The sequence below is a fragment of the Streptomyces sp. P6-2-1 genome (genome assembly GCF_050613165.1).
Classification (GTDB): Bacteria; Actinomycetota; Actinomycetes; order Streptomycetales; family Streptomycetaceae; genus Streptomyces.
This window is the reverse complement of sequence record NZ_CP192513.1, coordinates 4,364,379-4,381,973: the sequence shown is the minus strand read 5'-3', so window position 1 is coordinate 4,381,973 and position 17,595 is coordinate 4,364,379. Positions and strand designations below refer to the sequence as shown.

Annotated in this window: 16 protein-coding genes; 3 read left to right on the top strand and 13 right to left on the bottom strand. The window is 74.8% G+C overall.

Annotated features, from left to right (window positions below):
• Window positions 1-993: 993 nt before the first annotated feature.
• Window positions 994-1,794, bottom strand: coding sequence for a translation initiation factor IF-2 (locus ACQYWQ_RS18920; RefSeq protein WP_431036063.1), 801 nt, complete (start codon window positions 1,792-1,794; stop codon window positions 994-996).
• A complete protein-coding gene (locus tag ACQYWQ_RS18915; protein ID WP_431036062.1) occupies window positions 1,778-2,332 on the bottom strand; it encodes an RNA polymerase sigma factor in 555 nt (184 codons plus the stop codon). The genes ACQYWQ_RS18920 and ACQYWQ_RS18915 overlap by 17 nt, the downstream gene beginning before the upstream one ends.
• Window positions 2,333-2,431: 99 nt before the next feature.
• On the opposite strand from ACQYWQ_RS18915, the gene ACQYWQ_RS18910 reads away from it, so the two are divergent.
• Entirely contained in the window at window positions 2,432-3,337 is a 906-nt protein-coding gene (locus tag ACQYWQ_RS18910; RefSeq protein WP_431036061.1) for a virginiamycin B lyase family protein, read from the top strand.
• Between the two features lie 212 nt (window positions 3,338-3,549).
• Here ACQYWQ_RS18910 and ACQYWQ_RS18905 read toward each other — a convergent pair whose 3' ends face one another.
• From ACQYWQ_RS18905 to ACQYWQ_RS18880, 6 genes are all read right to left on the bottom strand, one after another.
• Complete coding sequence (locus tag ACQYWQ_RS18905; RefSeq protein WP_431036060.1) at window positions 3,550-4,353, bottom strand: SAM-dependent methyltransferase; 804 nt, start codon at window positions 4,351-4,353, stop codon at window positions 3,550-3,552.
• 122 nt (window positions 4,354-4,475) lie between these two features.
• Window positions 4,476-5,000: a hypothetical protein gene (locus ACQYWQ_RS18900; RefSeq protein ID WP_431036059.1), complete on the bottom strand. Its 525-nt coding sequence runs from the start codon at window positions 4,998-5,000 to the stop codon at window positions 4,476-4,478.
• A 257-nt stretch (window positions 5,001-5,257) separates the two neighbouring features.
• A complete protein-coding gene (locus ACQYWQ_RS18895; protein WP_431036058.1) occupies window positions 5,258-6,322 on the bottom strand; it encodes an NAD(P)/FAD-dependent oxidoreductase in 1,065 nt (354 codons plus the stop codon).
• A gap of 505 nt (window positions 6,323-6,827) precedes the next feature.
• A complete protein-coding gene (locus ACQYWQ_RS18890) occupies window positions 6,828-7,550 on the bottom strand; it encodes an HAAS signaling domain-containing protein (protein WP_431036057.1) in 723 nt (240 codons plus the stop codon).
• Complete coding sequence (locus ACQYWQ_RS18885) at window positions 7,537-7,956, bottom strand: PadR family transcriptional regulator (RefSeq protein WP_431036056.1); 420 nt, start codon at window positions 7,954-7,956, stop codon at window positions 7,537-7,539. The genes ACQYWQ_RS18890 and ACQYWQ_RS18885 overlap by 14 nt, the downstream gene beginning before the upstream one ends.
• 651 nt (window positions 7,957-8,607) lie before the next feature.
• Window positions 8,608-9,270 carry a PepSY domain-containing protein gene (locus ACQYWQ_RS18880; protein WP_431036054.1) on the bottom strand — a complete coding sequence of 221 codons (663 nt, stop codon included), beginning with the start codon at window positions 9,268-9,270 and terminating at the stop codon, window positions 8,608-8,610.
• Window positions 9,271-9,695: 425 nt separating this feature from the next.
• Between ACQYWQ_RS18880 and ACQYWQ_RS18875 the strand changes: the two genes are divergently transcribed.
• Both ACQYWQ_RS18875 and ACQYWQ_RS18870 read left to right on the top strand, forming a co-directional pair.
• Window positions 9,696-10,355, top strand: coding sequence for an RNA polymerase sigma factor (locus tag ACQYWQ_RS18875; protein WP_431036052.1), 660 nt, complete (start codon window positions 9,696-9,698; stop codon window positions 10,353-10,355).
• Complete coding sequence (locus ACQYWQ_RS18870) at window positions 10,352-11,428, top strand: CU044_5270 family protein (protein WP_431036051.1); 1,077 nt, start codon at window positions 10,352-10,354, stop codon at window positions 11,426-11,428. Before ACQYWQ_RS18875 ends, ACQYWQ_RS18870 begins: the two co-directional genes overlap by 4 nt.
• A gap of 104 nt (window positions 11,429-11,532) precedes the next feature.
• Here the strand turns inward: ACQYWQ_RS18870 and ACQYWQ_RS18865 are convergent, their stop codons facing one another.
• The 5 genes from ACQYWQ_RS18865 to ACQYWQ_RS18845 form a co-directional block, all read right to left on the bottom strand.
• Window positions 11,533-11,889, bottom strand: coding sequence for a Scr1 family TA system antitoxin-like transcriptional regulator (locus ACQYWQ_RS18865; RefSeq protein ID WP_431036050.1), 357 nt, complete (start codon window positions 11,887-11,889; stop codon window positions 11,533-11,535).
• 1,209 nt (window positions 11,890-13,098) lie between these two features.
• Complete coding sequence (locus ACQYWQ_RS18860; RefSeq protein WP_431036049.1) at window positions 13,099-14,295, bottom strand: hypothetical protein; 1,197 nt, start codon at window positions 14,293-14,295, stop codon at window positions 13,099-13,101.
• Complete coding sequence (locus ACQYWQ_RS18855) at window positions 14,292-15,773, bottom strand: phenylacetate--CoA ligase family protein (RefSeq protein ID WP_431036048.1); 1,482 nt, start codon at window positions 15,771-15,773, stop codon at window positions 14,292-14,294. The genes ACQYWQ_RS18860 and ACQYWQ_RS18855 overlap by 4 nt, the downstream gene beginning before the upstream one ends.
• Window positions 15,774-16,288: 515 nt before the next feature.
• The gene (locus ACQYWQ_RS18850) at window positions 16,289-16,789 is read right to left on the bottom strand and encodes a hypothetical protein (protein WP_431036047.1); all 501 of its coding nucleotides are present in this window, start codon (window positions 16,787-16,789) and stop codon (window positions 16,289-16,291) included.
• Window positions 16,790-16,984: 195 nt separating this feature from the next.
• The gene (locus tag ACQYWQ_RS18845) at window positions 16,985-17,377 is read right to left on the bottom strand and encodes a hypothetical protein (RefSeq protein ID WP_431036045.1); all 393 of its coding nucleotides are present in this window, start codon (window positions 17,375-17,377) and stop codon (window positions 16,985-16,987) included.
• Window positions 17,378-17,595: the final 218 nt, after the last annotated feature.

Sequence of the window (17,595 nt, the reverse complement as noted above, 5' to 3'; positions counted from 1 at the left end):
GGGATGGCGGGGCGGGGGGCCGCGCGGAACGGGGGGCCACACAGCTGCCGGGACGGGGGCTCGCGGGTGCCGGGATGGCGGGGCGGGGCGGGGGGAGCCGCGCCCTGCCGCGCGATCGTCCCTGCCGGGGCTCGGCTCAGCAACGGGGCTGTGCCTGCCTGCGGCCATGCCCCCCGTCCCGGACCACGGAGCAGCGGACGCGCCACGCAAGGCGCTCGCGCCCCGCGCGCGGGCCGTCGCTCTCGTCACAGTGCCGTGCGGAACCGCACTTCCCGTTCCCCCGCCGCACTCCCCCGCCCCGACGACTGCCCCGCGTGCGGGGAGGACGAGAGCGGGGGCGGGGCGGGGGGCGGGACGGCGGCGCGGCGCGGGGGGCCGCGCGGGTGCCGGGACGGGGGCGCGCGGGTGCCGGGACGGCGGGGCGGGGGGCCGCGCGGGACGGGGGGCCGCGCGGGACGGGGGGCCGCGCGGGACGGGGGGCCACACAGCTGCCGGGACGGGGGCGCGCGGGTGCCGGGACGGCGGCGCGGGGCGGGGGGGGGAGCCGCGCCCCGCCGCGCGATCGTCCCTGCCGGGGCTCGGCTCAGCGACGGGGCTGTGCCTGCCTGCGGCCCTGCCCCCCCGTCCCGGACCACGGGACAGCGAACGCGCCGCGCAAGGCGCTCGCGCCCCGCGCGCGGGCCGTCGCTCTCGTCACGGCGCCGTGCGGAACCGCATTCCGCGTGCGGGGAGGACGAGAGCCGGGGGCGGGACGGGTGCCGGGACGGGGCCGCGCGGGTGCCGGGATGGCGGGGCGGGTGCCGGGACAGCGGTGCGGGGCGGGGGGCCGCGCGGGTGCCGGGACAGCGGCGCGGGGGGTGCCGGGACGGCGGCGCGGGGGGTGCCGGGACGGCGGCGCGGGGCGGGGGGCCGCGCGGGTGCCGGGATGGCGGGGGTCGCGCGGGTGCCGGGACAGCGGCGCGGGTGCCGGGAGGGGTGCCGCGCCGCCGTCGCTCACGCGCAGCCCAGTGCGCGCAGCCGCAGCTCCGTCGCCCGCTCCCCCGTCGTGACGCGCGGCGGGGCCGCCTGCCCGCGCGGTACCTCCACGAGGACACGCTGCCCGGCCTCGTACCCGCCCTCGGCCGGGGCGGGTACGTCGAACCGCGCGGTCGGCTCGCCGCTCGGGGGCCGCAGCCAGTCGCTCACGCGGACGGTGACCCGTAGCCGCCCGTCCGGCAGCGCCCGTACGGCGGTCACCTCGCCGCGCACGAGAGTGCGGTCGGCTGCGCAGCGCTGGGCGCTCCCGCCGGCCGCGCTGTCCCGCGCGCCGCTCTTGGCGCCGTCGGCACGATTGGCGTCCGGGTCGCCGGTACGGATCGCGACGGTGAAGAGCGTGACGCAGGCGGCGAGCGCGACGAGCCCGGACCCGATGGCACGGGCGCGACGCCAGGCGGGACGGGAGAGCCGGGGCCGGTGCGAGAGGCGGGCCGGGACGGGGAGTCCGGGGGCACGGGCGGACGTGGCGCCCTCACGGGGAGCGACGCCCTCACGGGGAGCGACGCCCTCACGGAAAGCGACGCCCTCACGGAAAGCGACGCCCTCACGGAAAGCGACGCCCTCACGGGGAGCGACGTAGGCTCCTCGCACCGCTTCTCGTCCCCCCTCGGCCTCCTGCTCCCCCTCGGGCTCCGCCGGGACCTCGGCCGATGCCTCCGCCGCGATGAGGGCGAAGGCGTGGCGGAGGCAGTCCTCCTCGTACGCGGTCGCTCCGGTCTCGGGGGACCGCCTCTGGTCGTCGTCAGTCGGTCCGGTCACCGGAATCCCCCTCCGTCTCGCTCAGCAGGGCCCGCATGCGGGCGGTGGCCGTGTGCAGCCTGCTCTTCACCGTGCCCTCGGGGACGCCGAGTTCCCGCGCGATGGCGGCCACCGGCAGGTCCACGTAGAAGCGGAGCACGAGCAGGCGGCGCTGCTCGGGCGTCAGACGGGCGAGGGCCTCGGCGACGGTGAGCGCGAGGGTACGGTCCTCGTCGAGCGGCCGTACGGCCTCGGGCCGCGCCCACCGCGCCGCGAGCCGCGCCCGCAAGCCGTCCTCGCGCGCCCCCGCGCGATGCCGGTCCACGGCGACGCGCGCGGCCACGACGCCGCTCCACGCGGAGGGGTTCCGTATCCCGGGACGCCCCGGATCGGCCTGTTGCTCAAGGAGCTTGAGCCGCACCTCCTGCACCCCGTCGTCCAGCTCCCCCCACGGCACGCCCCCCAGCACGAGCACGGCCCGCACCCGCGACACGTCCACGTCCACGGCATCACCCGGGGCCGCGTCCCCGCCCCGCCCGAGCCCACGCCCTGCGGCCATTCCCCCACCCTCCACTCCCGGCTGAGGCTGAGACGCGGGAAGGGGGTGAAACGTTCAGGGGATGTACGCTCGCCCCCCTCGCCCGACCCGGAGGACTTCATGCCGCGCCGCCCGCAGTTCACCGCTTACGACGTCTCCTCGGGCGGCACGGGCCCGTACTCCCTCGCGACCGGACCGGGGCCGGGCGGCGGGGCGCTGTGGTTCACGTACGCCGGGGACGGCCGGATCGGCCGCTTCGTGCCGGGCGGCGGCGGGCTCACGAGCTTCGCCCTCGCGCCGGACAGCCGCCCGACCGTCCTCACCCCGGGCCCGGACGCGGCGCTGTGGTGCACGCTCAACGGCGCGGGCCGGATCGGGCGGATCTCGGGGGACGGCGAGGTCCGGGAGTACGCGCCGCCCACGGCGGACTCGGGCCCGTACGGGATCGCGACGGGCCCCGACGGCGCGCTGTGGTTCACCGAGATGCCCCCCGGCCGGATCGGACGGCTCACGCCGGAGGGGGAGTTCACCGAGTTCCCGCTCGCCGTCCCGGGCGCGTTCCCCTCGATGCTCGTCGCGGGCGCGGACGGACGGGCGCTGTGGTGCACGCTCAACCAGGCGCACGCCGTGGCCCGCGTGGCGCTCGACGGCACGGTGACCGCGCACCCCCTGCCGACGCCGGGCGCCGCTCCGGTCGGCATCGCGGTGAGCCCGGACGGCTCGGTGTGGTGCACCGAGATCGCCGCCGGGGCGCTCGCCCGCCTCGCCCCGGACGGCCGCGTCACGGAACACCCGCTCCCGGACCGCGAGACGGCCCGCCCGCACGCGGTCACGGTCGCGCCGGACGGCACGGTGTGGTGCACGGCCTGGGGCACGGGCCGCGTCTGCGCCCTCGCCCCGGACGGCACGGTGCTCGCGTACGAACAGCTCCCGGGCGAGGCGCCGGAACCGCACGGCATCACAACGGGCCCGGACGGCGCGGTGTGGACGGCGCTGGAGCGGGGAGAGCTGGTACGGGTCGACTGAACCGGCCCCGCCCGCGCCCAGCCGCCGCACCTCCGCCTGTCCGCACGCGCTCAGCCCACCACGGCCTCACCTCAGCGCTCCCCGCCTCACCTCACCGCGCTCCCCGCCTCACCGCGCTCCCCGCCTCACCGCGCTCCCCGCCTCGCCGCGCTCCCCGCCTCGCCGCGCCCGCAGGCCGACCGGCTCTCCGCCCGCCCCGGCCCGGGTCACCCTCACCCTTCCTTGCGCGCCACCGCGCACCACATCGGCAAGCTGTCGTTCGGCACGTCGCCCGCGCGCGGGTGCCAGCGGGTGAGGGGGACGACGCCGGGGTCGAGGAGGTCGAGGCCGGTGGTGAAGTCGCCGACGCGGGCGCGGGTGCGCGGGGTCGCCGCCGCGTGTTCGGCCGCGCGTTCGTTGTAGACGCGCATGGACTCGGCGACCTCGTCCGCGCCGATGTCGCTCGCGGGGTGCGAGAGCACGAGGAAGCTGCCGGGCGCGAGCGGCGCGAGGAGCCGCCGTACGACGTCCCAGGGGTCCTCCGCATCGCGCAGGTACTGGAGCACCGCGATGAGCATCAGCCCCACCGGCTCGGCGAAGTCGAGGGTGCGGGCGGCCTCTTCGAGGATCTTCTCCGGCTCGCGGAGGTCGACCTGCACGTAGTCGGTGGCGCCCTCGGGGGAGCTGACGAGGAGCGCACGGGCGTGCGCGAGGACGACGGGGTCGTTGTCCACGTAGACGATCCGCGACTCGGGCGCGACGCGCTGCGCGACCTCGTGCGTGTTGTCGGCGGCGGGGATGCCCGTACCGACGTCGAGGAACTGCCGGACGCCCTGCGCGGCGAGGTGTTCCACCGCGCGCCCGAGGAAGGCGCGGTTGGCGCGGACCGAGGGGACGATGCCGGGGTTGGCGCGGGCGGCCAGCTCGGCCGCCTCCTGGTCCACCGGGTAGTGGTCCTTGCCGCCGAGCCAGACGTTGTAGACGCGGGCCGGGTGGGCCACGGCGGGGGACGAGGACAGGGGCGGACGGTCACTCATGGCGGTCACCTCGTACGGAACGGGGGCGACACCGGGCCCGTACGCGCGGGGGCCCGGCGGGGGTCAGTGATCACGGTAACCGGCGGACGGGCGGCGGGCTCCCGGCCGTCGGCCGAAAATGATCACGCCTCGCGCGGTCCGCGCACCGCGACCGTGCTCACGGTGCCGTCACCCCACACGGTCGTGTTCATGAGGAGGTGGCCGTCGCCGGCGAGGACGGTGAACTCCGGTACGTACCGCTCGGTGAAGAGCCCGGCCATCGCGCTCCTGAACTGCTCCACCTCACTGCGTACGAAGTCCCATTCCTCGCCGAGCCGCACCCGCGCCCAGCCGTGGTGCGTCCCGTCGAAGCGCTCGCCGGGGGTGGCCGCGTAGTCGACGCCGATGACGAACTCGTCCCCCGCGTCGAGGAGCTGGAACTCCTTGGCCATCCGGAACCAGCCCGCGTTGACCTTGTCCGCGAGGTCCGGCGCGTCCACGGCGGAGACCTCGTGGGCGCGCGCGTCGTGCCGCCCCTGCGCGGGCAGCGCGGACGCGGCTCCGCCCGCGGGCAGCGGCGGCATGGGCGGCTCGCCTCGTACGCGTGCGAGGAAGCGCAGCCCGGCAGGGGCGAGGAGCGCGGCCAACTCCGTGTCGTTGAGGGGCACGAAGCCGACCTTACGGGACGTTCGCACCCCTGGCGCGCGAACACCGTGACCGCCCCCGGCCCGCCCCGCACCCCGTCCCCGTACCGCCTCGCCCCTGCGACCCGCCGCCGCATCTCACCCCGACAAGGCCTCACGCCGCCCGTACGCCTCACGCCGCCCGTACGCCTCACGCCGCCCGTACGCCTCCCTCCTCAGCCACCGCACGACTCCCCTGCCCCCCCTCGGCCGTTTCCCCCACCTCAGCCGTCTCCCCCATCTCAGCCGCTGATTCCCTTCCGCGAGCCGAAGGCCGCACTCCGGACGATGAACTCCTTCACCCGCGCCCCCGTCCTGCCCCCGAGGTGCGCGTCCCGCAGCGAGTCGTCGCGGCGCGTGAACTGCATGACGGCGTCGCGGCGCCCGAGACTCACGCAACGGCCCACGTACCGCAGCGGATACGGCTCCGGCTCGCGGTCCGCGAGGAGCCGGGCGAGGACGTCCACGGCATGCGCGGCCTGGGGGCCCGCCGTCTGGCAGCCGAAGCGCGTGCCGGGCACCGCGGCACAGTCGCCCACGGCGAAGATCCGCCCGTCGGTGACACTGCGGAGGTACGGGTCGACGACGACCCGGCCCGCCGCGTCCACCTCCAGACCGCTGTCGGCGGCGAGGGACGGCACCCCCGAGACGACCGCCCACAACGCGAGATCCGTGGGCAGGGACCCGCCCGAGCGCAGCCGTATCTCCCCGTTCGCCGCTCCGGCGCCGGTCACGACGTCCTCGACGAGGTCGACGCGCAGCCGGTTCAGCGCGGCGAGCGCGCGGTCCCTGGCCCGCCCCGAGAGGCTGTCGGCGAGCCGTTCGCCCACGAGCCGTACCCGCAGGTCCCGGCGGCGCTCGGCGACTTCGGTCGCGGTCTCGACGCCGGTCGCGCCGCCGCCGACGACGGTGACCTGCGCCCCGGCGGGCAGGGCGGCCAGGGCGGCGCGCGCCCGCCCGGCGCCCTCCCACGTACCGACGGGAACGGTCCCCGGCAGGGGCCGCACGCTGCTCCCGACGGCGAGGAAGAGGTGGTCGTAACGGAGCGTGTCACCACCGGCGAGCAAGAGCGTCCCCTCGCTCGCCTTCTCGACCTCCCCCACCCTGATCCCGATGCCGTCGCGCAGCATCGACCGCAAGGGCCTGGCGGCCTCCGCGCTCCCGGCGACGCGCTGGTGCAACCGGACCCGTTCGACGAACTCCGGGCGTGGATTGACGACCGTGACCTCGGCCCCCTTCACCTTCTTGACCAGCCGATTCGCCGCCAGCGTCCCGGCGTAGCCGGCCCCCACCACAAGCACCTTCATCGGGGTCCCCTTCCGCACGGTTCGGTCGTGTTCCCACCTGCTTGACGGATGAGCGCGGTGATTCGTGACAGCTCCCGGGCAGCTCCACTCGTACGAGTGATCTATTCGCTGCGACGAGCACGCTCCGCATTCACTCGATTACTCTGCACGACATACGTTCGATCCGTCTCGCTGGGAAGGAGGGAGCCGTGGGCGGGCTTGTGCTGTGGGCGGCGCCGTGCGTGCCACCGCTGGTGCCCCTCGTGATCGGTATCGGCGCGGTACTCCTGGCCGGTCGGCTCACGGAGTCGCGGGCGGCGCCTCGTCGCGGGCGAGGGCGCGTTCCTCCGGGAAGGGAACGGGCCGCCGCCCCTCACGCCGAGCGCGTACGCGATGCCGCTCGTCGCAGCGCTCGCCGCGCCGTCGGCGGTACGGGGGCACCTGACCCCGGAACAACCGCACGGAGACCGAGCCGCCCCCGCACGGACCAGCCACCTCCGGCCTCCGCGCCCCGGCCCTGGCCCCCTCAGACCCGCCGCTTGCGCCACAACCAGGCGCACCCGGCGGCGACGACGAGGAAGAGAGCGACGACGAGCGACCAGCGCACCGCCTCGGGCGCCGCGACGTCGTCGGGGCTGACGAAGTACGTGTACCAGGCGAGGTGCGCGAGGACCGGGACGATGAGGGTGGCCGTGAGGCCGACCCACTTCTGGCCCCTGTCCCAGTGCCGCGAACGGCAGACCATGACAAGAGCGGTGATGAGGAGAGCGACGGAGATCAGCGACAAGAGCTGCGTACTGCCCACGTACGGCAGCACGTCGGCGAGGAGCAGCAGCGCGATCGGCACCTCGGCGGGCGACCGCCGCCGCCCCCGCGCCGCCGCCTCGGGAGCGCCGCCCCACGCACCCCCGTTCCACGCCGCACCACCCGGCCCGGCACCCCCCGGCGCCCCTGCGCCGAACCCCGCCCCCGCGCCGAACCCCGGCCCCGGGCCGCCCGCCGAGCCCGGCGCCCCGGCCCCCACTCCCGCCGCGCCCCCGAGTTCCTGCATCGCCGTGGCGGCGATGGTCCGAGGATCGCCCACCTCGGCGAGGATCTCGCGCACGCTGCCTGGACGCTGGGCGAGGGCCACCTCGATGTGCTCGCCGAGGTCGGCTATCAACTCCTGGCGGGCGGACGCCGGCAGCAGCGCGCTCTCGCGCGCGACGGCCGCGAGGTAGTCACGCACGAGAGTGTCATCGGTCTTCAAGAGAGTCCCTTTCGGTGTCCGGGTGCAGGCCGCCCGGGGTGAGGAGGTTGTCGACGGCGTCGCGGAAGCGGGGCCAGATCGCGGCGAAGTCCGCGAGGGCGCGGTGGCCGGTGGCGGTGAGTTCGTAGTACCGCCGGGGCGGCCCCGACGTGGACTCCTGCCAGGTCGTGGCGACGAGTTCGTCGCGCCGCAGCCGCGAGAGCAGCGGGTAGACGGTGCCCTGGCTGGTCGCCAGCGCGCCCGTCTCCCGCAAGGCGCCGAGGAGTTCCACCCCGTACTTCGGTCCGTCCCGCAGCAACGCGAGCACGCAGTACTCCAGGATTCCCTTCCGGAGCTGGCTCTCCGCCTTCCCCGGGGCAGGCTCTCCCGCCCTGCCCGGTCCGCTACTTGCCGTGCCAGGTTCCATGCATCGCAAGGTACCAGCCACGGCAAGGTCGCAGCAGCCCGCCGCCGCTCGGCGGCGCGCAACCGGCCCCCCTCCTCGCGCCGCTCCGCCCTTCCCCAAGCCCCGCACGGAGGACGTCCCGCACCTCATCGGCGGCCCGCCACAGGGCGGCCGAGAGCAAGCCGGGGAAGCGGGCGGCGTTTTCGCGACGGACCCCGGCCGGGGTTCCCGCGCCGAGGACCTGTACGCCTTCACGGGCGGCATCGACGATCCGGTCGTTGGAGCGGATACCGGCGAGGAGCGACTCCTACCAGACGCCGTTGTCGATCACGTAGCGCTCACACCTGCCCACGGTCTCGCGACAGACGAGGCCCAGGGCCTCGCGATGCTGGGCCACCTCTGGGCGACCGCGAAATTCCACAACGCCGCGAAGCGACGGAAGGCGCAGGGGCGGTACGGGCACGGGCACGGGCACGGGCACGGGCACCGGCACCGGCACCGGCACCGGGTACGCGGACGGTCGGCGCGCCCGTACGAGCCCCCACCCACGCGCGCCGCCCCCGCGCCACGTCTCCTCGCTCGCCCGCCCCGGCCCCCTCGCCCCCGCATCTCCGCGCCCTCGCGTCCCCGCGCCCTCACGTCCCCGCGCCCCCGAAGGAAGCGCCCGCCCCCTCAGTCCTCCCGCTCCGGGCCGACCCTCACCGAGTCCAGCGGCACCGACCAGTCCCGGTCCTCGGGCCCCGTCTCGACGCTCCAGTGCCCGCCGCCCTCCGGCTTGAGCTTGACGGAGACGACGGTGCCCTTTGCCGCGACGGCCTTCGCTGCGGCGGCCGCGTCCGTGGCCCCGCCCTTGAGCAGCCGCTTTCCGCGTGCCAGGTCGTCATCCTCCCCGCGCTCCCGGTGCGAGGCGAGGACCGCGCCCCCGGCCGGGTTCACGTCGACGGCCTGAAGCGTGCCGTCCTCGGCGAGGATCTCGAACTCCCAGACGAGCCGGTCGTCGGCGTTGTCGTCGATCTCGGCGGAGACGACCTTGCCGGGTGTGTGCGCGAGGGCCCTCCCGATCGCCTCGGGGGCGGGGAGCAGCGCGGCGGCCTTGGCCTCGGCACGGTGCTCGTCCGCGTCGGACCCGGCCCCCTTCCGGGGCGGCAGGGTGGACGCATCCCCGGACGTCGCAGGCGCTCGCGTACCGGCCTCGGAGGAAGAGGCACCCCGCGCGGAGGCATCCCCGGACGCAGGCGAAGGCGCGGACGAAGACGAGGACCCCCCGTCACCGCACCCCGCAACGACCCCACCGGCAAGCACGACGACAGCAACCGCACCAAGAACGGACGACATACGCCCCATAAGAGACACCTCCAAAGGAAGAAGACAAGCCCCGTATCGCCCACCGACACGGACAACCCCCATCCTCCCCACGCACCCTGAAGCAGCCCTGAAGCGACCTGAAGCGACCTTCAGGCCACGGGCCCGCACCCGCGCGCCCCAGGCCCCCACCCCCTCACCCCTCCCCCATGCCCGCCCTCACAGGCACCCAGGGCCGCAACCGTGACGCGTGCGCGACCCGCGCGATGCGCAATCCCCGCGATGCACAGCCCTCACGATCGGGGCCGCCCGTCCCGCCGCACCTCATGACGCCGAGGCAGTACGCACCCACCCGCACGCCGCTCCCCGCCGGAGCCCGTCCCCGCCGGAGCCCCGTACCGCCCCCCCGTGACGCACGTCACGGGAACCCGCTTCGGCGCGCCGGACAGTACCCAGGAGTGACCACTGACGTGAGAACCCGCATCCGGGACGGCGATCCCGATGCTTTCGCCGAGTTGTACGAGACGTACGCGCGCTCCGTGTACAACCACGCCTTTTGCCTGACGGCCGACTGGTCGCTGGCCGAGGACGTGATGGCCGAGACCTTCGCCCTGGCCTGGCGGCTGCGCGCGAAGGTCAGCCCCGAAGGGGGTTCGCTGCGGCCCTGGCTCCTCGGCATCGCGACGAACGCGTCCCGCAACCACCGCCGGACGAACCGCCGTTACCGCGCCGCCGCGTCGGCAGCAGCGGCGGTGGGACCGGCGGCGCTCACCGTCGCCGACCACGCCGAGCACATCGCGGGGCAGGTCGACGACCGCCACCGCATCGCCGCGATGCTCACCGCGCTCGGCGCGCTCAGGCGCGCGGAACGCGAAGTCCTCGTGCTGTGCCTGTGGGAAAACCTGAGCTATACGGAGGCAGCCACCGCACTCGGCATCCCACTGGGCACCGTCCGCTCCCGGCTGGCGCGCGCCCGTAAGCGCCTCGCCGCCCTCACCGACGCCGAACTCGCCTCCCGTACGAGGGAACCCGACCCCCGTACGCGGGAACTCGCGTCGCCCGCCCGACAGACAAGAAGCGACCACACACCCGGGCTCGCACGGAGAGGAACCCGATGAACGCCAGCCCAGATCGGCACCCCGCCCAGTGGCCCCACATCGCGGACCTGTTGCCCCCCGTGGAAAAAGAACTCCCGCCGGGCCGACACGAGTTCCACAAGGAGCGCCTCATGGCCCAGATCCACGCCGACACGAAGCACACCGCCCGGCCCGCGACGCGGACACCCGGGCCCAAGCGCCCGCGCGGCCCCTGGTGGCGCCGCCCGGCGCTCGTACTGCCCCTGGGCGCCTGCGCGTTGGCCGGAGCCCTGGCGGCTGGCGGCACGCTCGCGGGCGGCGACAAGCCGCCGGGACTCGCCACCGGCCCCCTCCTGACCACCCCGGTCGGCGCCGCCACCGCGCACGGCACCGGCTCCCTCCTCCGGCGCGTCTCGCTCGCCGCCGAGCAGGCCCCGGCCCCGGCCCCGCGCCCGGACCAGTACATCTACATCGAGTCGGTCACAGCGACCACGTACGTCCGTACCAGGGACCACCGGAGCGAGGTCGTCAGCGACAAGCCGCACAGGCGGAGGGTCTGGACGTCCCCGGACGGCCACAAGGGGTGGCTCGTCGAGCCGGGCACCACGCCGAAGGACGGGACGACGCTGGACACGGACGTGGACAGCGTCTCGGCCTACGCCGCGCTCGACGCCCTGCCCAGGGACCCCAATGCCCTGCTCCGCCGGATCTACGCGCTGAGCGAGGGCCGGGGCAACAGCCGCGACCAGGCGGCCTTCACGACGATCGGCGACCTCGTCGGCGAGTCCTACCCGCCCGCGGGCCTCGAAGCGGCCCTCTACCGGGCGGCCGCGAAGATCCCCGGGGTCGTCACAGTGGACGACGCGGTGGACGCTGCGGGGCGCCACGGGGTCGCCGTCGCCCGCCTCGACGAGACGTCCGGCGACCGCGAGGAGTGGATCTTCGACCGTGAGTCCCACACGTTCCTCGGTGAACGCACGGTCCACGTCAAGGAGGCGAAGAACGCGAACGCGGAAGACCGCCTCATCAAGCCGGGCACGGTCACCTTCACGAGCGCGGTCACGAGCCGCACCCTGGTGGGCGGGATCAAAGAGACGCCATCACGCAGGAGTTGAGGATACGGGGCGGGGACGGTGCTTCCGCCGTCCCCGCCCGGGACGCCACGGACCGGCCGCGCGCCACCACGGCGTGCCGCGGTCCTCCGCGGCAGGCTTCGGCGTCATGCGTCTCCCAGCGGTTTTTCGATGAACTCCCTTGTTCCGGCGGGCCCGAGAGCCTGCGCCCGCAGGATGCCGTACCGCCGGGAGAGGGCCTGGACCTCTTTCGGGTCCGGGACGACGCGACGCATCATCTGCCCTTCGGCGTACCCGAGCGTCCTGCCGTCCTCAAGGCGCAGGCTCTGCAACTCGCTTCCCAGACAGCCGTGTTCCTCCGACAGGGCCGACATGAGCCGCAATTCGACGTTGGGGCGCTCGCCGACCGTCGGCAAGTGCTCCGGTTGCCGCCGCGGCACAGCCCTGCCGCCGATGGGCCGCTGCGACATGGCCTCTTCCTGAATGAAGGTGGCCGTCGTCATCGGCCGTCGGTCAAAGATCTCCTGGCGTGCATCCGCGCGGCGGCCAGCCGCTCGGGGTGCTCCTCCGGCCCGACCCGCGCATCGCCGTGGCGTACTGCCTGGCCCGGAGGAGGCCGTGGGTGCGGGTGCCGCAATAGGAGTTCACCTCCACCGATTGCCGCTCCAGCTTCGTCAGATGCCACAGCTTCTTCGGATACTGACCTCGGCCACGTCCCGTTTGCATGCCGCGCGTCTCCCGCCCGCCCTCAGGACCTCGCCGGCCTTGCCGAGGAAATCGGGCCTCGGAATATGCTTTCCCGCCTCGACCTTGCAGACCTGCGCCTCGCCGTACCCGATCACGGCCCCGAATGCGGGCTGCGAAAGACCCGCGGCCCTGGCACCGGAGTCTGGTCCGACGGCCCACGGCCTCAAGGACGGCGGCGGATTCCTCCTGCTCGTCGATCCCGTTACCGGAACCCCGCCCGGTCCCGATTCCCCGAACGTCGATCTCTCCATGCACCACGCGTGCCTCTCTCCCGCACGGAGCCGCACAAGGCCGTACACGGCCCGGACCCCACCCGCACGGTCGCCGCCCCGGAAGCACTGCGCCGTTTCTTCCGCGTGCAGTTGCTGAGTACGCGCCGGGGCGCACGCCTGGCGCGCCTCCTGGCGGCCGAGCAACTGCGGGAGCAGGGCAGGGGACTGACAGAACCGCGGCAGATCACGGCGGACCTGGCATCGAACGCGGTACTGCACGGACACACGGACGGGACTTCGCTCTGCCGCTCGGCCTGTCGCCGCGGACGCCGCGTATCGAGCTGGTGGACACACGGGGGGGCAAGGATCAAGAGCCTGCGTCCCCACCGTGGCTATCGGGGCCGGGGCGGAGGCTGCTCCTCATGACGTCGTTCGCGGACGACCGGGGACAGGGGAATGAAATGGGGCCCCGCGCCGAAGAAGACGGTGCGGACGACGGAGGTACGGCTGAGGAGGCGGACCCAGCAGGGCCGGCCCCGGTCGCCCGCGACGTCCCCCCGCGGCGTCGACGGCGTTCCGGCTCAAGGGCCTTCGTGAGGAGGCATGTGGGGCGGTCGCCCTGAGCCGCGCCCTGCGCCCGGTTGCTGTCCTGTACGGCCTCTCCCTGGCGCATCCGAGAAGCACTTGCTCCTCAGCGCCGCGCCCCCGCCTCCGCCCCGTCCTCGCCCTCCGTCCCCGCCCCCGCCCCCGCCTTCACACCTGCCGTACGAGCGGCACCGTCTCGGTCCCGCGACGGGCCGCGTCCTTGCGGGCGGACCCGGCGCTCGGGCCCGTGCCGACGATCTCGCCGTCCACCAGGGCGACCCAGTCTCCCGGCTGTGGCCGCTCGTGGCGGTCGCCCGGGGGCTCGGGCGTGCCGAGGGCGGCGAGCAGGACGGGGGACGGCGCCGTCACCGGCACCGTGGCGACCGCCGCGGCCCGCCACTCCGCCGTCGTGCGTTCGCGCCCCGTACGGCGTATCCAGTAGAGATGCTGGGCCACGATCACCGGGCCCAGCACCACCATCAGCGGGAAGGCCCCCGTCAGGGTGCCGGTCGCGAAGAGGACGCTGATCGCACTGGAGGCGAGGACACCCACCGTGCCTGCGAGCAGGGCGGCCGCGCGCCCATACGCCTTCGCCGCGACGAGCGGAAAGAGCACGATCAGCAGGAGGTCGCCGAGGCCGAGGGCCACGGGCGGGTCGCCGCGCGTGACGGCGAGGAGCGGGGCGAAGGGCAGGCCCATGACCTGCGCGGCGAAGCGGTCCATGACCGGGGTGAGTCCTGTGGCCACGAGGTCGTACACGGCGAGCAGCCCCGCGAACCACGCCGTGTGCACCGACCGGAAACCGCTCTGTGCCCACATCGTCGCGACCCCGACGACCGCGACGGCAAGCAGCACATCGGTCAGAACGAGCACGGCGAGCGTCCGGCCGGCGAGGGCAAGCCCGCCTGTCACAGCGACGGCGAGCACCGCGAGGAACGCTGCCTTGAGACCGCCACCACCGCCACCGCCACCGCCACCGCCACCGCCACCACCGCCACCACCGCCACCACCGCCACCACCGCCACCACCGCCACCGCTACCACTGCCACCGCCACCGCCACCACCGCCGCCGCTACCACCGCCACCGCCACCGCCACCGCCACCGCCACCGCCACCGAACAGTGGCGCCAGCGTGAACTGGAGCGCCGCGCACAGGACGAGGCCGAAGACAACAGCCACGGCGGTACGGGGCAGCTCCAGGTAGAGGAGCGGGGCCGCCATCACCACGGCCATCACCACCAGCACGTCCGGCGCCTCGTACCTCCCGACCGGCGGCCTCGGCATCCGCACCCGCGCGACGTACCCGAGGCCGAGCAGCGTGATCGCGGCCACGCAGACGTTGAGGCCGATCAGCGCGGCGGTCATGCCGGGCTCACGACGCGGTCGGCCGCCGGGCGGACGGTGGCGGGGCGGATCGTCTCGAAGGTGTGCTCGCGCAGGTCGGCGCGGACAGGACCGGTCGGCGGCATGCCGCCAGGGTCGTCGTGCAACACGATGCTCTCCAGCGGGAGGCGCGCCGCGGTCGCCCGGTCCTCCAGCCGCCCGAGCAGGGCGTGCGCGGGCAGAGCGGCGACACGGAGGTGGAGTTCGGGCCCGCGCGGGCCCTCGACGAGCGCGTACCTCGCGGGCAGCGGCACCTCGGGCTCGGCCTCGATCAGGTCCAGCAGGTCTCGTGTCGTGACGGTCCGGCTCAGTTCACCCGACCAGCGCCCGAGAACGGGACTCGTCGCGGGCAGGTGCGCCAGCTCGCAGCCGGGCCGTTCCTCGGGCACGCGTACCAGGTCCCCGGTCGCGTACCGCAGCAGCAGCGTGCACTCGCGGTAGGGGACGTACGGGGTGTGGACGAGAACTCCCACGCCGCCGGGCGGAGTCGGCTCGTACGTCACCGGGTCGCGTATCTCGGTCCAGCCGAACTCCGTGCTGTGGTGGAGGTGTCCGGCCGTGCAGGGCGTGCCGCCCGATGGCAGGGTCTCCGTCATCATGTACCCGGCGGAAATGCGCGCGCCGAAAGCCGCCTCGGCGCGCTCGCGCAGCGGTGCGGAGAGCACTTCGCCGCCCACGGCGAGGTGTTCGAGGCCGAAGTCGCCGGGTCGCCAGCCGTCCCGCTCGGCGATCCTGACGAGGGCGCCGAGGTAGGAGGCGGACACGTTGAGATGGGTGATCTGCGGGGCCTTTCCCGGCAGATTGAGCGGGGCCGCGAGGCGGTCGAGCGCGAGGGCCGGGTCGACGGTGCCGATCTGCACGAAGGCCGCGCCGACCCGGGTCACCGACTCCTCGGTGCTGAGCAGCGGAAGCGTGGCCCGCGAGCAGCCGCCGTACGCCATCGTGTGGTGCGGGCGCAGACCGACGCCGAGCACGGCGGAGACGGTGCTGAGCGCCACCACGATCTCGGTCTCGGCACGCGAGTACCACACGGCGGTGGGGGTGCCGCTCGTGCCCGTGGTGAGCGCCATCAGCGCGGGACGGGCCTTGGCGGAGACGAAGGCCGCGGGCAGCGCGCGCAGCGCGGTCTTCTCCGTGACCGGCACGCTGTCCCACGTCTCGGGAGTCAATGTCCCTGGATCGATGCCGTGCTCGGCGAAGAGGCGGTGGTAGTACGCGGTGTGCCGGGCCGCGGCGCGGGCCGTGGCCCGCAGGCCCCGCATCGCGACGGTGCGGCGCACCTCGGGATCGGACTGCCCCGCCTGCCCGGGCAGGAGTGCCGAGTCCTCGCCCGGCTCGCCGAACTCGGCCAGCGTCGCGACGAGATCCCGGGCGATGCGCTCCAGGTCCCGGGGCCTGATGGGCCGGTTACCGAGGATTGCCGAGGTGTAACGGAGCTGGCTGAACGCGGTGCCGAACACGGAGCCTCCCTGAAAGCCTGGACCGGGTCTTCGTCCCGGTCCAGGCCGGGCCCCGGTCCGCTCAGGCCATGCTGGCGAACATCGCGGCGGCGAGGGTGCTGTAGGCGTACTTGAGGTAGTGCTTGACCATGACGGTTCTCCCTTGCTCGGGCCGTCGCTCAGGACGGCAGGGGCTACCTGTAAACGCGTCGGCACACCCGCTTCCCGTGGGTACACAAGGTCCGGCGCGCGCTCAGATTAAGGGAGTCGGGGCCGGGGCGACACAGGGCGAAGCACTTTCCCCGCCCCCCGAAGCACTTTCCCCACCCGCACGCACCGGCCGGGCGGTCCCACCTGTCACGGGGCTCCCACCGGCCCCACCCGCACCTCGCCTTCCCCCCACCCGCACGTCTCCTTCCCCCACCCGCACCGCCCCTTCCCCCCGGCACGCCTCGCCTCCCCCGCGCACGGCACGGCGGTGTGCCCAACGGGGGTGTCTTCCACCGCCCGCCGGGCACACCGCCGAAGGACAGGAGTCAGTGACTCCCGTGCAGGTGCATCCGCCGCCTCCCGTGGTGACCGGAGGTCTGGAGGGGGCGGGGTTCCTGCTGTCCGGAGCCGGAGGAGCCCGCGGAGGCACCCGTGCTCCCTGTGCGGTGCTCGGAGTCGAGCTGGTGCCGCAGGCGGTCTCGTTCGTCGACCGCCTGGCCACCCTCCTTGCGCTGCACCGCGTGCCGGTGGTGGAGCCCGAGTCCCTCACGCATCAGCCACATCCCGAGGGCGAAGACCAGCGCGAGGCCGAGCCCGCCCGCGAAAGCCCCCAGAGTACTGATGGTGAACGGATCGCTCCCGAAGAGGGACACCGTGTACTCGGGCCCTCCCGACGTGTTGAACGCGATCAGCAGGGCGGTGAACGCCGCTGCCGCCGCTGCCAGCAGAAGGCCGATGACCATCATGGGCAGCACCTCTTCACTGCGCGTCTCGCCGCGCATCGTCGCCCGCCCGGGCCCTTTGCCGCCCGGACACTTCAGGGCCACATCCCACGTTCCTCCCCTTCCCGCAAGCCCGCATCCCGAGAGAGCGACGGGCCGGGCGACGACGCCCGCGCACCGGCGGGAGCGCCGCCGCGTGCGCACGCGAGTGCGACCGCCCATGCCCCGTACAGGCACCCCGCGGACCCGTACGGACACGCCCCGCGCCCTCGGGGCCTCGGCCTGTCCGTACCCCGCGTGTCAGCCGCTCCACGCCCCCCGTACATCGAGCACCCAGCCGCCCTTCATCGGCACGAACCCGGCCTCCTCCCACCCCGCGCCGGAAAGCCCCTGCCGCTCCCCCGGCGCCCGGGTCGCCCACGGCCCCCGCGCGTGGTCCGCGTCCCAGTCCTCAAGGTCCAGCGCCGGGCTGCGGCCCGAGGGCGCGTCGAGCCGCAACCGGTACACCGTCATCGCGCCCATCGTCTCGTGCCCGGCCCGCGCCGTGACGATCCACTCCTCCGCGGTGTCCGCGCCGGGCACCGTGTCGACGAGCGCCGCCGACTGGCGCCAGTCCAGAGCGATACGCGCCGGATCGCCCTCTCCGGCCCCGGGCCGCCCGCTGCCACCGCCCACCCCCTGATCGTCACGCATCCGGCGAACATACGAGGCGGAGGGACGCCGCGGGCGGGCAATGCGCCCCGGCCATCCTCGCCGACGCGAAAGCCCCACCCCAGCGAAAGGGCCCCGCCCACGCGCCCCCGCCCATGCGAGAGGGCCCGTACGACCGAAGTCGTACGGGCCCTCTCAGGTCCGAGTCGCCCGCCCCCCGAAGGGGACACGCCTCAGATCACCGCCCGGAACACGTCCCG

Coding starts and splice junctions, on each gene's coding strand:
- ACQYWQ_RS18895 (WP_431036058.1), bottom strand. CDS start 6,322: ATGAAGGTGCTTGTGGTGGGGGCCGGCTACGCCGGGACGCTGGCGGCG.
- ACQYWQ_RS18845 (WP_431036045.1), bottom strand. CDS start 17,377: ATGCGTGACGATCAGGGGGTGGGCGGTGGCAGCGGGCGGCCCGGGGCC.
- ACQYWQ_RS18865 (WP_431036050.1), bottom strand. CDS start 11,889: ATGACGACGGCCACCTTCATTCAGGAAGAGGCCATGTCGCAGCGGCCC.
- ACQYWQ_RS18910 (WP_431036061.1), top strand. CDS start 2,432: ATGCCGCGCCGCCCGCAGTTCACCGCTTACGACGTCTCCTCGGGCGGC.
- ACQYWQ_RS18905 (WP_431036060.1), bottom strand. CDS start 4,353: ATGAGTGACCGTCCGCCCCTGTCCTCGTCCCCCGCCGTGGCCCACCCG.
- ACQYWQ_RS18880 (WP_431036054.1), bottom strand. CDS start 9,270: ATGTCGTCCGTTCTTGGTGCGGTTGCTGTCGTCGTGCTTGCCGGTGGG.
- ACQYWQ_RS18885 (WP_431036056.1), bottom strand. CDS start 7,956: ATGGAACCTGGCACGGCAAGTAGCGGACCGGGCAGGGCGGGAGAGCCT.
- ACQYWQ_RS18915 (WP_431036062.1), bottom strand. CDS start 2,332: ATGGCCGCAGGGCGTGGGCTCGGGCGGGGCGGGGACGCGGCCCCGGGT.
- ACQYWQ_RS18870 (WP_431036051.1), top strand. CDS start 10,352: ATGAACGCCAGCCCAGATCGGCACCCCGCCCAGTGGCCCCACATCGCG.
- ACQYWQ_RS18860 (WP_431036049.1), bottom strand. CDS start 14,295: ATGACCGCCGCGCTGATCGGCCTCAACGTCTGCGTGGCCGCGATCACG.